Annotated in this window: 14 protein-coding genes; 11 read left to right on the forward strand and 3 right to left on the reverse strand. The window is 43.5% G+C overall.

The window, feature by feature from the left end; translation table 11 throughout:
• The 7 genes from B2866_RS02950 to B2866_RS02980 all read left to right on the forward strand — a co-directional run.
• A partial coding sequence (locus B2866_RS02950) for an FMN-binding negative transcriptional regulator (RefSeq protein WP_296190566.1) occupies positions 1–686 on the forward strand: 686 nt, incomplete at its 5' end.
• A gap of 118 nt (positions 687–804) precedes the next feature.
• Positions 805–1,245: an RNA-binding S4 domain-containing protein gene (locus B2866_RS02955; RefSeq protein WP_296190569.1), complete on the forward strand. Its 441-nt coding sequence runs from the start codon at positions 805–807 to the stop codon at positions 1,243–1,245.
• Between the two features lie 191 nt (positions 1,246–1,436).
• The gene (locus B2866_RS02960) at positions 1,437–1,934 is read left to right on the forward strand and encodes a low molecular weight protein-tyrosine-phosphatase (RefSeq protein ID WP_296190571.1); all 498 of its coding nucleotides are present in this window, start codon (positions 1,437–1,439) and stop codon (positions 1,932–1,934) included.
• A gap of 126 nt (positions 1,935–2,060) precedes the next feature.
• On the forward strand, positions 2,061–3,209 hold the full coding sequence (gene murB, locus B2866_RS02965) for a UDP-N-acetylmuramate dehydrogenase (RefSeq protein ID WP_296190573.1): 1,149 nt from the start codon (positions 2,061–2,063) through the stop codon (positions 3,207–3,209).
• Positions 3,199–3,975, forward strand: a complete 777-nt coding sequence (locus B2866_RS02970; RefSeq protein ID WP_296190576.1) for a YdcF family protein — start codon at positions 3,199–3,201, stop codon at positions 3,973–3,975. The genes murB and B2866_RS02970 overlap by 11 nt, the downstream gene beginning before the upstream one ends.
• Positions 3,976–4,132: 157 nt before the next feature.
• Positions 4,133–4,363 (forward strand): cbb3-type cytochrome oxidase assembly protein CcoS, encoded by a 231-nt coding sequence (gene ccoS / locus B2866_RS02975; RefSeq protein WP_296190578.1) that lies wholly within the window; start codon positions 4,133–4,135, stop codon positions 4,361–4,363.
• Positions 4,364–4,532: 169 nt separating this feature from the next.
• On the forward strand, positions 4,533–5,519 hold the full coding sequence (locus tag B2866_RS02980; protein ID WP_296190580.1) for a sulfite exporter TauE/SafE family protein: 987 nt from the start codon (positions 4,533–4,535) through the stop codon (positions 5,517–5,519).
• A 107-nt stretch (positions 5,520–5,626) separates the two neighbouring features.
• Here B2866_RS02980 and B2866_RS02985 read toward each other — a convergent pair whose 3' ends face one another.
• Together B2866_RS02985 and B2866_RS02990 are read right to left on the reverse strand one after the other, a co-directional pair.
• On the reverse strand, positions 5,627–6,781 hold the full coding sequence (locus tag B2866_RS02985) for a DEAD/DEAH box helicase (protein WP_409520886.1): 1,155 nt from the start codon (positions 6,779–6,781) through the stop codon (positions 5,627–5,629).
• A 219-nt stretch (positions 6,782–7,000) separates the two neighbouring features.
• Positions 7,001–7,216: a cold-shock protein gene (locus B2866_RS02990; protein ID WP_068405185.1), complete on the reverse strand. Its 216-nt coding sequence runs from the start codon at positions 7,214–7,216 to the stop codon at positions 7,001–7,003.
• 510 nt (positions 7,217–7,726) lie between these two features.
• Between B2866_RS02990 and aroQ the strand changes: the two genes are divergently transcribed.
• Complete coding sequence (gene aroQ / locus B2866_RS02995) at positions 7,727–8,260, forward strand: type II 3-dehydroquinate dehydratase (protein ID WP_296190585.1); 534 nt, start codon at positions 7,727–7,729, stop codon at positions 8,258–8,260.
• 167 nt (positions 8,261–8,427) lie between these two features.
• Positions 8,428–9,729 (forward strand): ABC1 kinase family protein, encoded by a 1,302-nt coding sequence (locus tag B2866_RS03000; RefSeq protein WP_296190589.1) that lies wholly within the window; start codon positions 8,428–8,430, stop codon positions 9,727–9,729.
• Here the strand turns inward: B2866_RS03000 and B2866_RS03005 are convergent.
• Positions 9,726–10,556 carry an ion transporter gene (locus tag B2866_RS03005; RefSeq protein WP_296190591.1) on the reverse strand — a complete coding sequence of 277 codons (831 nt, stop codon included), beginning with the start codon at positions 10,554–10,556 and terminating at the stop codon, positions 9,726–9,728. The genes B2866_RS03000 and B2866_RS03005 overlap by 4 nt on opposite strands.
• A gap of 356 nt (positions 10,557–10,912) precedes the next feature.
• Here B2866_RS03005 and B2866_RS03010 point away from each other — a divergent pair, with 356 nt between their 5' ends.
• On the forward strand, positions 10,913–11,662 hold the full coding sequence (locus B2866_RS03010) for a YebC/PmpR family DNA-binding transcriptional regulator (protein WP_296190594.1): 750 nt from the start codon (positions 10,913–10,915) through the stop codon (positions 11,660–11,662).
• A 243-nt stretch (positions 11,663–11,905) separates the two neighbouring features.
• Positions 11,906–12,247, forward strand: a complete 342-nt coding sequence (locus B2866_RS03015; RefSeq protein ID WP_296190597.1) for a FeoA family protein — start codon at positions 11,906–11,908, stop codon at positions 12,245–12,247.
• The last annotated feature ends 111 nt before the right edge of the window (positions 12,248–12,358 follow it).

Consider the following 12,358-nt stretch of genomic DNA (forward strand, 5'->3'; position numbering starts at 1 on the left):
TCGAAGTTGAGAGTGGGGTTTATATAGAGAAACACATGCACATCCCTGCTGTTTTTGCCGAAGAAAATTTCGATAGTATTATCGACTTTATTGCCGCCAAGCCATTGGCAACTATTATCGCTCAAACTAAAGACGGCATAGAAGCTTGTCATATTCCTTTATTTCTCTATGACGAACATTCTGATTCTAAAGGTAATCAACGCTACCTTTATGGTCATTTTGGTCGTAAAAATCCTATTTACCAACAGGCTTTAGCAGACAGTTCATGGTTAATTATCTTTCAAGATTCTGGACACTACATCAGCCCTAACTGGTATCCTAGCAAAGCCAAAACTCATAAAGAAGTGCCGACATGGAACTATCAAAGCGTCCATATTCAATCTAAAATTGAGCTGCTTGAAGGCAATAATACCCTTAAATGGATATTAGCTACCATGACCGCGCGGCAAGAAGTAATAAATAATAACCCTTGGTCGCTAGATGACGCACCAGCTGCTTATATCGATGCCATGTGTCGCGGTATTATTGGCTTTAGATTTCCTATCGATTCGATACAAGCCCAATTTAAATTAAGCCAAAATAAAACTGTAGAAAACATCAGAGGGGTGATAAACGGCTTAGAGAATTTACATACAAATGACGCTAAAGAAATGGCTGTTAAAATTACACATCAGAATAAAGGCTAATTTTTTTACTTATTCACCATAAAAACCTATTTTGAAAAACTTTAATCACTCATCACTCTTTTAATTCCCAAAAAAACCACCATTATTATCTTAGTTTATTGATATTTATGAGGTTTTGATGAGTAAACATAATAAAAACCATAATCAGCCCGCACATAGCCAACCAGATACAATACGTATGCGTCTTGATAAATGGTTATGGGCCGCGCGTTTTTACCGTACCCGCACCCTTGCCAAAGAAGCCATCGAAAGTGGTCGCGTCCATTATGCAGGGAGCCGTGTCAAAACCAGTAAAGAGATTGCGGTCGGAGATGAGCTCAGTATTCGCCAAGGCTCAGCCACTGCCATGACTGAAAAAACAGTGGTTGTCGAAGCGCTAAGCGCTCAACGTGGTAATGCAACTGCTGCCCAAGTGCTGTATTCTGAGACGGAGGAAAGCGAAGAGCGCCGCGCCTACTATGCCGAACAGCGTAAGTTGGCCAATCTTGCCCGTCCTGATAATAAACCCAATAAAAAAGAGCGTCGTGATTTACAACGCTTTAAAAACAAGCAAGAATAAAGGCTGCCAGTATAAGCAGTATTCTATTGTTTGTTACCTAGCGTGACCCTATTGTTTACCTCTGCTATTGCCATTCAAGGTATTAACCGTTACGCTAACCACCAATTAATTTACTCGATAACATGCTAAGTAGCCGCATTATCATGCTGGTCTTGATAGCATGTTTTTTTGTTGTGATAAAAGGTCATTATATGCCAATCAAAGCGTCTACTCCTTCTTCTGTTCTAGTAGTTTGTTTGGGGAATATTTGCCGTTCACCGACTGCCGAAGAGATTTTCCGCCAGCAAGCAGCGATTGCAGGGCTGGCGATGAAAGTGGATTCAGCAGGTACAGGGGATTGGCATATTGGTCATGCGCCAGATGAGCGGGCACAGCGCCACGCCAAAGCCCATGGTTATAACATCAATAAGCTGGTCGCGCGTCAAGTGAGCGCTGACGACTTTCGTAAGTTTGATTTAATTTTGGCGATGGATGCACAAAACTTAGCTGACCTACAAGCCATTAAAGACAGTATCAATGAGACAGATGGCAAGCTTGCCAAACTGGCATTGTTCAGTGAAGAAGATCCAACCTATGGCGGCGACGATGTACCAGACCCTTATCAAGGTGATGCTGATGCATTTGAAGAAGTCATTGAACGTATTGAGTCTAGTGCTCAAGCTTGGATTGAAAGCTGGAAAACTGCTTAGCAATGATTAAATGATTAATTAATAGTGCTCAGCAATAAAATGCCATATTTCTGCTACTCTTATGCCGCTCATCCTTTATAATAAACACCGCATTATTTTTTGTTTATTTGCCCTATAGGCTATGTTATGACTTCAGCTTTACGCCATGATTTCAGTGCTCAACCTACGACATCGACCGATCTTGTCGTGAATATATCGCAGGATAATTTAGTCGATTTGTCGCACAGCAATACCATGGCATTAGCATCTGTAGCGGATGTAGTCGTGACCTTAACCGATGAGGCACAGCTTGATGACTTTATGGCAGATTATGAAAAAGAGGGAGCACCTACTAAGCCATTATTCGTGCTCTCGGGCGGCAGTAACGTTTTACTGCCCGCAAACCTAAATGCGATTGTCTTACGGCCACAGATGCGCGGTATTAGCGTGACAGCGCAGACAGACGATTATGTCGATATCGAAGTAATGGCTGGTGAAAACTGGCACGACTTGGTTATGCATACGGTGGCTCAAGGTTGGTATGGTCTTGAAAATCTAGCACTGATACCAGGTTTGACTGGCGCAGCGCCTGTACAAAATATCGGCGCTTACGGTGTACAATTAGAAGACTGCTTAGAGTATGTGCGTGCCTATCATCTCCCAACCCAAACTTGGCATCAGCTAACAGTAGCCGACTGTGATTTTGGCTACCGCGATAGTCTCTTTAAGCGTGCGCCCAATACTTGGCTGATTACGCGCGTCAGTTTTCGTTTGCATAGCGATGCTAGCAGAATCCTTGCCAGCTACGGCGATGTGCAGACGGTCGCGCAGCGCTATGCCGAGCAGCGAGGACGCAGCCAGCCCAATCCTGCTGATGTCATGCAAGCGATTATAGATATTCGCCAGCAGAAGCTGCCCGACCCTAAGCAGCTTCCTAACTGCGGCAGCTTTTTTCAAAACCCTATTATTCCTCAAGCGCAATTTATAGCACTACAAGCCATCCATCCTACCATCGTTGGCTATCCAATGCCCGATGCCATGGTGAAGGTGGCAGCTGGGTGGTTAATTGAACAGGCTGGTCTAAAGGGTCATGGTTTAGCGCCAATCCTCACCCATCAGCAGCAAGCGCTAGTGTTAACCAATCATAGCCCTTATCAAGCGACGCAAGCGGATGTGGCAAAAGCGCAGCAGCATATCACTGACATTGTCTATGAGAAGTTTGCGATTGAATTGGCGCGCGAGCCGGTTTGGGTAAATGCTGACGGCTCTATCGGATTTGATGAGCATGTGGTCTAAGCGATCATGGTCCAAGCGCTTATGGCGCTCTTATTTACGTTCAGCTGAGCGTATGATAAAGCTGTTTCGTATTATTAATGCCACTTTTTTGCTTGGCTCAACGGCCGTTATTCTCGTTCTTATCAGTTTATTTACGCCGCTATTTTCGCAAGCGGTGGTTTATCTCTTAGCGCATTTACACTTACCAAAGATGCCGTCAGCTGCTATGAGTTCTCCGCCGACCGCTTATGTGGTGTTGGGTGGCGGCCTAACCAATGACGCTAATAATCAAATTATTCTCAATAGCTATAGCCTTAATCGTGCTCGTACAGCGGCAACCGCATATCATGACTTGCCGCTACCTATCGTCCTGAGTGGTGCCGAAGCGCCTTGGCTTGGTCAATGGCTTATTGACCATGGAATTGACGGGCTCATCAGCGAAAACGCCAGTATGAATACCTGTGAAAATGCGCGTTTTACTGCCAAGCGCATTCCCCTATATCATGTTTACCTTATCACCGATAGCTACCATATGGCGCGTGCGCGCAGACAGTTTGCTTTAAATGGTATTAATAGCACACCGATTAATGCGCCTTTACCGGTGCGGCGTGATTGGATGGAGCCAGCACAAAACTTAAGTCATTCGCGGCGGGCGGTTTATGAAGTTGCCGCTTACTTACGTGATGTCATTCGTCCGCAAGCAAACTGTCGTGATGCCAACGATGTGACCTCGCAGCAACTATTAACACCAAGAGGTAATGCCGCTAAAAAACCTACTGAGCAATAGCTAGCTGGCATTTACAGTCTTAATCTTATGAAATGAGTATTATTAGATTACCATTATTATCCCATTATCCACTGTCTTACTTTTTGAACTTTATAGAACATTTATAACACTTGCAATAAGTGTATAATATAAGAAACTGCTATTAAAGAGGCTTGCCATGCTCAGTATATTTTTATTAATTCCTTTAAGTTTAATGCTGTTCGTGGTCGCCATTTGGGCAATACGCTATGCGGTGCGATCAAACCAATTTGAAGATTTAGATAATGCATCGCAGCGTATTATCTTGGATGATCGCCAAGAGCGTCGCCAAACCATTCAAGCTCATACGCCTAGTGACGATATACCGCAAGCTGATGACAAGGCAGACTCCAACAAAGACGACGATTGAGTGCTACCGATTCACCTTTTACCGATGTCGTCTTAATAAAGCAAATAGCCATCAATAAAATTCAAACATATAGCCTTCTATATCTCATTTATACGTGACTGCTTTTATCACTTTTTTAGGGCAAGGATAAAAACAGGCTCACCCTTTACCATTTTTAGGAGAGACCCCCATGACCACAGCTTTACTCGTTGCGGCATTACTAATGGGATTTTTAGGTTCACCGCATTGCTTAGGTATGTGTGGCGGTTTGGTCGCGGCATTTAGTTTATCGATGAAAGATGTCAGCCCTGCTAAACGCCGTGCTTTGATAGCGACCTATCACTTCGGGCGTTTAAGCAGTTACGCATTTTTGGGCTTAGTCGCTGGTCTTGTTGGCACCACTGTTTTAGAGCCATTAATGACGGGCAACAGCACACCCCGTATCTTATTGGGTTTGGTATTGGTCTTTGTGGGCGTCACCATGCTTGGTGCGCCATTTTTAGCCAAACTTGAGCGCGTCGGCATGCGTTTTTGGCAGCTTCTTAGTCCGCTGCGCCAAAAAGTATTTCCACTTAACACCTTCCCGCGTGCTTTAGCAGCAGGTTTATTATGGGGGTTTTTACCTTGCGGCTTGGTTTATGGTGCGCTACTTATCGCCGTCGTTGCTCATAATCCACTGGGTGGTGCGGCATTGATGTTTGTCTTCGGTTTGGGAACCGTGCCGATGTTGGTTGCCACTCACGAAACGGTTGGTTGGCTACGTGAAAAAATTGGCCGTATGCGTTTAAGACAAATTAATGGCGCTATCATGGTGTTATCTGGCTTAGCGGTTGCTTTTGTTCCTATGATAATGGCTAGCATGCATGGTGGCCACGGCGGCGGTAATGGGCATGAGGGGCATGCACAAATGAATCATGGCAGCCACGCCGCTATGATGGCCGATAGCAATGCTTCCTCTGAAGCGACAACCGCAACCACAGCCCATCATAATATGAACAATATGCAGCACGAGATGGCACCCGCTATGAATGGCTCGATGGATCATAGTATGCATGATGATATGCCACATGATGCAGGTAATGCAGATAACGCTATGAATCACAATATGCATAATATGACAGATGAGCAGCAAATGAATAGCCATCATCATGAAGCTATGCCAGCATCTTCTCAATAGCAGCATAAAAAATATCATGACCCTATAAAAAAGTCCTTAACATCATGATGACGTTAAGGACTTTTTATGCAGCAGTATTTATCGAAATAAAAGTTGCTTTAATAAAATCATTCCTGCCACTGCTCAAGGCGAAACTTGGTATCTAAATGCTTCTCTAGCGCTGGGATATTAAAAGCATCATCTTCACTGACAAAACTAATACTGATACCGGTTTGTCCGGCGCGTCCCGTACGTCCAATACGGTGTACGTAGTCATCTGGCTGGTCTGGCAAGGTGTAATTAATCACATGGCTGACATCATCCACATGAATGCCGCGTCCTGCCACATCGGTTGCGACCAACACCGAAGCATGACCATCTTTAAAGCGTTGCAGATATTTTTCACGCTTTTGTTGAATCACATCGCCTGATAACATGACGATTTTATGTGCTTGACGCAGCTTATGATATAAGCGCTTCACTTGGTCTTTACGGTTGGCAAAAATAATCACCTTCTCTACTGTCTCATGAGTGATGAGGCGCTCGACCGCCGCGAGTTTTTGCTCTTCGGTTAATAAGTAAAAATGCTGATCGACCAATTCACTGGTTTTATGCTCAGGCTCAATCTCTACAAATTCTGGCTCATGCAACCAGCGATAAGCAAGGCTCATCACATCTTGGTTAAAGGTGGCAGAAAACAGCAAACTTTGACGATCGGTATTGGGCGGCATGCGGCCGACCAAACGCTTAATATCTGGGATAAAACCCATGTCGAGCATACGATCCGCTTCATCTAATACCAATACTTCCACGCGATCCAAATAGACCATGCCTTTATGCATCAAGTCAATCAGCCGCCCTGGCGTCGCAATCAAGATATCGACATATTGGCGCTCAAGCTCATGCTGCTGGGTTTCATAGTTGGTACCACCCATGATACAGACGCTGTGCAGCAAGGTATATTTGGTCAGGGCAATGCAGTCATCAAATATCTGCTGGGCAAGCTCACGCGTTGGCGCCATCACCACGGCACGCGGCTCACCTAAATAACGCTCTTCATCAGCGGCAAAGGGGCGTTTAAGCAGTGCTTCCATAATAGTCAATAAAAACGTTGCCGTCTTGCCAGTACCGGTTTGCGCCTGTCCGATAGCATCTTGATTTGCCAATGTATGCGGTAATATTTGTGCTTGAATGGGCGTCAATTCAGTAAAGCCTAAATCATTTACAGCTCGCAAAGTGGCATTTGATAACGGCAAATCGGTAAACGTCTTAAAAGTACTCAAAAAAATATCCTTTTGTATAATTTGCCTGCCATTAATAGCATATCCGCGCTAAGCAGACAAACAATAAAACAAGCATGCATAAAAAAGCCAAGCCTAACATCTGAACTTACCAAATATGCTGCGTTTCATTCAACATAGGCAAGACGACGGGCTTGACTTAGTAGTATATCAGTAGTTTGTAACGACATTATAGCCAAACAGCATTAATGTCGGTAGCGATTACTCTTCTACTTTTCTGACTTCTTCAGCTTGTAGGCCTTTTTCGCCTTCAACTACACTGAACTCAACCTTTTCGCCATCTTTTAAAGAGCGATAACCATCACCTTGGATCGCGCGGAAATGGACAAAAATATCTTCGCCGCTATCACGTTGAATGAAACCAAAGCCTTTTGAGTCATTAAACCACTTAACGATACCTTGCTCACGAGCTGACATAATATTACTTCCTAAAAAGTCACTTAACCCCAAATTCCTTTGCGACATTGCATATAAACGGGGTTGAAGATTATGAAATCAAAATGTAAGAGTACTACTCTACATACCATCATCGGACCATAAAGCCTATTGTTGCTCTCTTTATAAATCCGCGTATAGTAAATTTATCCACACCAAGATGAGCCGCTATTAAAATGCTTTAAGCAACATAATAGGGGCTTATCCTAGAGCTAGCAACAAACAAGTAATATTTGTTGCGTAAAAAATATCATAGCATGGGTTTTTGGCAACATAAAGACTTTTCATATGATTTTTAGCCTTTATAGCATTTTTTGCGGTTATTTTTATAACAATGCTGACAAGCTGTTATGATAAAGGGCTAAAACATCGTATATTTAATGTATTTACTTTCTTAAAACTCCAAAAAAGTACCATCATAAAAATATGGCGCTGCTTATTTTTAATAATAGCAACCCACTTACCTTAATAATTGTAGAGCCAACTATAACTATGACAACCACTTCTGAGCCAATAAGAGCAAATAACAAACTACCACAAAGTGATACGACGTTGACGCATAAATTATTACTGATCAATGGCGTTAATCTTAACTTGCTCGGTAAACGTGAGCCGGAAATTTACGGTCATACGACCCTTGCTGACATTGAGAAAAACTTGATTGAGCGCGCAGCCAGTTACGGTATTGAGCTGATTTGCATTCAATCAAACCATGAGGGCAAGCTTGTCGATGAGATTCAACATTATGGTCTGTTAGCAGAGTCAACAGCGCAAGTGGATGCGATCATTATTAATCCTGCCGCCTTTACGCATACCTCAGTTGCCATACGTGATGCGCTATTGGCAACACAAAAACCCTTTATAGAGGTGCACTTGTCCAATGTCCACGCTCGTGAGCCGTTTCGGCAGCATTCTTATTTAAGCGATATAGCCGTGGGCGTGATTTGCGGTTTGGGGCATTTGGGATATCAGATGGCATTGGATTATTGGCTAACCCATACTTATGCTTTAAAATTAGACCGCTAATCTAGCGATTTTGACATTACCTATATAAAGACAATGTCAAAATAGGCACACAACTAATAGCATTGAAGTTGCAATCAGTTGCTTTTGGCACATTAGTCAAACAGCAATAATATGATTAAAACAATACCATTAGAGCATAAAAAATAACCCACGATATGGTGATATGAATGGCAAAATCGTCCGGAAAACGCTTTATGAAACTCGCTGGCATGACCGCAAGTATTGCCGGTAAAGCTGCTAAAAACTCATTAAAGCACCTCTCAAGTGACGAAGAAAAACGTCTAGAAGCGCGCTCGGCGCTGATGCAAGACGTCGGTGTGCAAATAGCTGAAACGCTTGGTGAAATGAAAGGTGCGGTGATGAAAGTGGGACAAATCGCCTCCCAATATAAAGACGTCTTTCCGCCTGAAGTCGCGACCGCTTTAGAAAAACTCCAAAAAGACGCGCCACCGATGCCTTACGGGCAAATACGGGCGCAAGTTGAGCGCGAATTAAAAGCGCCTATTGCTGAGTTATTTACCCAATTTGAAGAAGAACCATTTGCCGCGGCGTCAATCGGACAAGTACATAGAGCCATTTTGCCATCTGGGCAAAGGGTGGTGGTAAAGGTACAGTATCCTGATGTCGATGAAAACTGCGATAGTGACCTAAAACAAGTACGCATGGCACTAAAAATAGCTGGCGTGCTCAATATGAGTAAGCAGTTACAAGAACAATTATTTAATGAGATTCGCCAAAGTTTGCATGACGAGCTTGACTACGTTAAAGAAGCACACAACCTACAAGTATTTGGCGCCTTTCATGCCGATGATGAGGGGCTTATTATCCCCAAAGTGATTAGTAGCCACTCATCCAAACGCATTTTAACCTTGACTGAAGAGATGGGTGAGCCACTTACTGTCGCTGCGACATGGGACAATGACATTAAGCAAAAAATCGCTAAGCGCCTGTTTCATTTTAGTGCCGGACAGCTATTTGGTTTATACCGTATGCACTGTGACCCCCACCCTGGCAACTTTGCTTTTCGCACCGATGGTAGCGTTGTGGCTTATGATTTTGGTGGTATTCGCAGTTATAGCGACAGCGAAGTACAATTATTTCGCCGCTTTGCTAAGCATGCCTTAAAAGGCGATGTGACTGCCCTTGAGCAAGACTTGATTGCCCTTGATATCCGCCGCGATGATGATAAAGTCGTGCCGGGTGAATTTTATAAAGAGTGGTTAGAGATTGGACTTAAACCCTTATCCATAGAACCTTATCAGCAAGGTCCTTTTGATTTTGGCAGCAGCCAAACCCATCATGAAGCCATTGCCCAAATGCGCACCTCGTTAAAGTATTTTGGTCAGTTTCAGCCATCAGCAACGACGATGATGCTTGACCGTACCATTTCAGGTCAGTATTGGAATTTGGTCAATCTAGGCGTGGTTATCGATTTATCGCCACTGGTGGCAGAATACATAGACTACTAAACATGCAGCGCATGACCGCAGCGATCGCAGAAATCTGCACCAACCGCGTGACCGAATTTGCCGCAGTTTGGACAGGCAATCGGGTTTAGTTGCGGGCGCATGTTACGTGCCAGCTCGGCGGTAAAAATACCTGTCGGCACGGCAATAATCGCATAACCGGTGATCATCACCATCGATGCAATTGCTTGGCCGATTGGCGTTTTTGGTGACATATCACCATAGCCTGTGGTCGTAACCGTCACCACTGCCCAATAAATAGAGATAGGAATACTGGTAAAACCATTTTCCGGCCCTTCTACCACATAGACAACCGAACCAAAAATGGTGACGAGCAAGACTAGTGATAAGAAAAACACCGTGATTTTCTGTTGGCTGGTTTTAAGCGCTGAGGCAAGAAAGCCCGCTTGCTGCATGTAAGTGTTGAGTTTGAGCACTCGGAATATACGCAAGATACGCAGGATGCGAATGACGAGTAGATACTGAACGCCGCCAAATATAAGGCTTAAATAGCTTGGCAATACCGACAATAAATCTACGATACCAAAGAAACTAAACGCATAACGAAAGCGATTGGGCGCTGAAAACCACCTTAAAATATACTCAATGGTAAATAAAATGGTAAAAAACCACTCTGCATAACGAAATAGCGTGCCATATTGCAAACGCATATATAGCACACTATCGAGCATGACGACGGCGACACTGGCCAAAATCGCAATCAACAACACAATATCAAACAGCTTACCCAAACGGGTATCCGTGCCTTCGATAATGATATGAATGCGGTTACGCAAATGGGTAATGGCTTCGGCAGTTGGTTGCTTCATAAAGTCGGTATAGTCACAAAATCAAGGGTTATAAAAAACCGAACGCTTTAAGCTGATATGGACAAGCTAAGGTTGGTCAAAATGCGCTAAAGTGGTTTATAATACTGCCAATATTTTACTAGCGGTTTTTATCGTCTTAGGCCATAGTCGCTCAAGACAAAGAAGATAGCAGTGTAGCAAAAAAGTGCGCCAAACGACATACATATCGTTAACTTGCCGATAGGTCTATTACACTGTAATAACCACACCATCATATAATAACAATATCTTATCAAGTATAAAAAGTTGTTAACAAGGTATAGCCTACTAACTTTTTATACGCACTATAAACAACCCGTAAAACGTAAGGACGTCATATGGCAGGCCATTCAAAATGGGCAAATATCAAACACCGTAAAGCCCGTCAGGATGCGGTAAAAGGTAAAATATTTACCAAGATTATTCGTGAAATTGTTTCTGCTGCCAAGCAAGGTGACCCCGACCCTGATAAAAACCCACGCTTGCGGGCGGTTATCGAAAAAGCCTTATCAGTCAATATGACACGAGATACCATTAACCGCGCGGTTGCTCGTGGTACAGGCGGCGATGATAATGACAATATGGATGAAGTCAGTTACGAAGGCTATGGCGTCGGCGGCGTTGCGGTACTGGTAGAAACCTTGACTGATAATTTGAACCGCACGGTCAGTGAAGTACGTCATGCTTTTACCAAAAATGAAGGCAATCTTGGTACTTCAGGCTCAGTGGCTTATCTATTTACCAAACGCGGTGAAATCGTTTTTAACGATGTCAGCTTAGAAGAAGAAGTCATGCTCACCGCCTTGGACGCCGGCGCGCTTGATATCGAAAACGATGGTGAAAGCTTATTGGTCATCACCGAATGGGAAAGTTTCGGTCAAGTAAAAGACGCGCTAAATGCAGCAGGCCTTATCTCTGACAATGCCGAAGTCACTATGGCAGCGGCGACTAGCGCTGAGATTGATAATATCGATGACGCCCTAAAAGTGATGAAAATGATCGATATGCTAGAAGATATTGACGACGTCCAAGAAGTCTATAGTAATGTGAGCTTTACCGATGCGGTCATGGCGCAGCTTGAACAGTAGCCTAACGTGTCTAAGCTTAATCTAAGGTTTAGCGGCTTAAAACCATGGCAAATGTAACTAGCTTACGTCAAGAACCATATTATTCGTAGCAAAAAATAAAAACCAGACAGTGTCATACTCTCTGGTTTTTTTTGTTATTTTCATCACCCTTTATAGGTATTGTATTGTTAATAAATGAGGCATATAATCCGATTCTAATAGTAACAGTTATCATTAACATATAAGAATGGATAAGGATTCTTTATGCGTACGACTCTTCTACCCTCTTATCCAACCGTCACTGCTGCTAATATTCACACGCTTAACCCTAAAGCGTCCCATCTGTGCTCGTTACTCGATTTGGCTAAGCATCAGCCTGCTATTATTGATGATATCATCGCCAATGAGCGCTTTGGTGAAATCGATAACGTTATCAGTCAACGACTCAAAGATTTAGGTTTTCTGCCCAATACCACTATTCAAATCGTTGCCAAAGGTCTGTTTGGCAAGCCGCCTTATGCGGTGCAACTGAGTACCGGTGCGCAGTTTAGCTTACGCGCCGATGAGCTCATAAAAATCAGCTGTATCGCTATAGATTCAAGGTAAGTATTCGGTCTAATTTACTAACTTGCTCCTGACTTACTCTATTAAGGCTGTTGTAGGTTGTAGCACCTTAATGACTGATAACTTAACCTAATAAATAAGCGATGTCTGACC

This window comes from Psychrobacter sp. UBA3483 (genome assembly GCF_002377905.1).
Taxonomy (GTDB): Bacteria; Pseudomonadota; Gammaproteobacteria; order Pseudomonadales; family Moraxellaceae; genus Psychrobacter.

What these genes read in the sequence shown, in the direction of transcription:
- B2866_RS02955 (WP_296190569.1), top strand. Translation starts at nt 805, where the DNA reads ATGAGTAAACATAATAAAAACCATAATCAGCCCGCACATAGCCAACCA.
- B2866_RS02960 (WP_296190571.1), top strand. Translation starts at nt 1,437, where the DNA reads ATGCCAATCAAAGCGTCTACTCCTTCTTCTGTTCTAGTAGTTTGTTTG.
- murB (WP_296190573.1), top strand. Translation starts at nt 2,061, where the DNA reads ATGACTTCAGCTTTACGCCATGATTTCAGTGCTCAACCTACGACATCG.
- B2866_RS02970 (WP_296190576.1), top strand. Translation starts at nt 3,199, where the DNA reads ATGTGGTCTAAGCGATCATGGTCCAAGCGCTTATGGCGCTCTTATTTA.
- ccoS (WP_296190578.1), top strand. Translation starts at nt 4,133, where the DNA reads ATGCTCAGTATATTTTTATTAATTCCTTTAAGTTTAATGCTGTTCGTG.
- B2866_RS02980 (WP_296190580.1), top strand. Translation starts at nt 4,533, where the DNA reads ATGACCACAGCTTTACTCGTTGCGGCATTACTAATGGGATTTTTAGGT.
- B2866_RS02990 (WP_068405185.1), bottom strand. Translation starts at nt 7,216, where the DNA reads ATGTCAGCTCGTGAGCAAGGTATCGTTAAGTGGTTTAATGACTCAAAA.
- aroQ (WP_296190585.1), top strand. Translation starts at nt 7,727, where the DNA reads ATGACAACCACTTCTGAGCCAATAAGAGCAAATAACAAACTACCACAA.
- B2866_RS03000 (WP_296190589.1), top strand. Translation starts at nt 8,428, where the DNA reads ATGGCAAAATCGTCCGGAAAACGCTTTATGAAACTCGCTGGCATGACC.
- B2866_RS03005 (WP_296190591.1), bottom strand. Translation starts at nt 10,556, where the DNA reads ATGAAGCAACCAACTGCCGAAGCCATTACCCATTTGCGTAACCGCATT.
- B2866_RS03010 (WP_296190594.1), top strand. Translation starts at nt 10,913, where the DNA reads ATGGCAGGCCATTCAAAATGGGCAAATATCAAACACCGTAAAGCCCGT.
- B2866_RS03015 (WP_296190597.1), top strand. Translation starts at nt 11,906, where the DNA reads ATGCGTACGACTCTTCTACCCTCTTATCCAACCGTCACTGCTGCTAAT.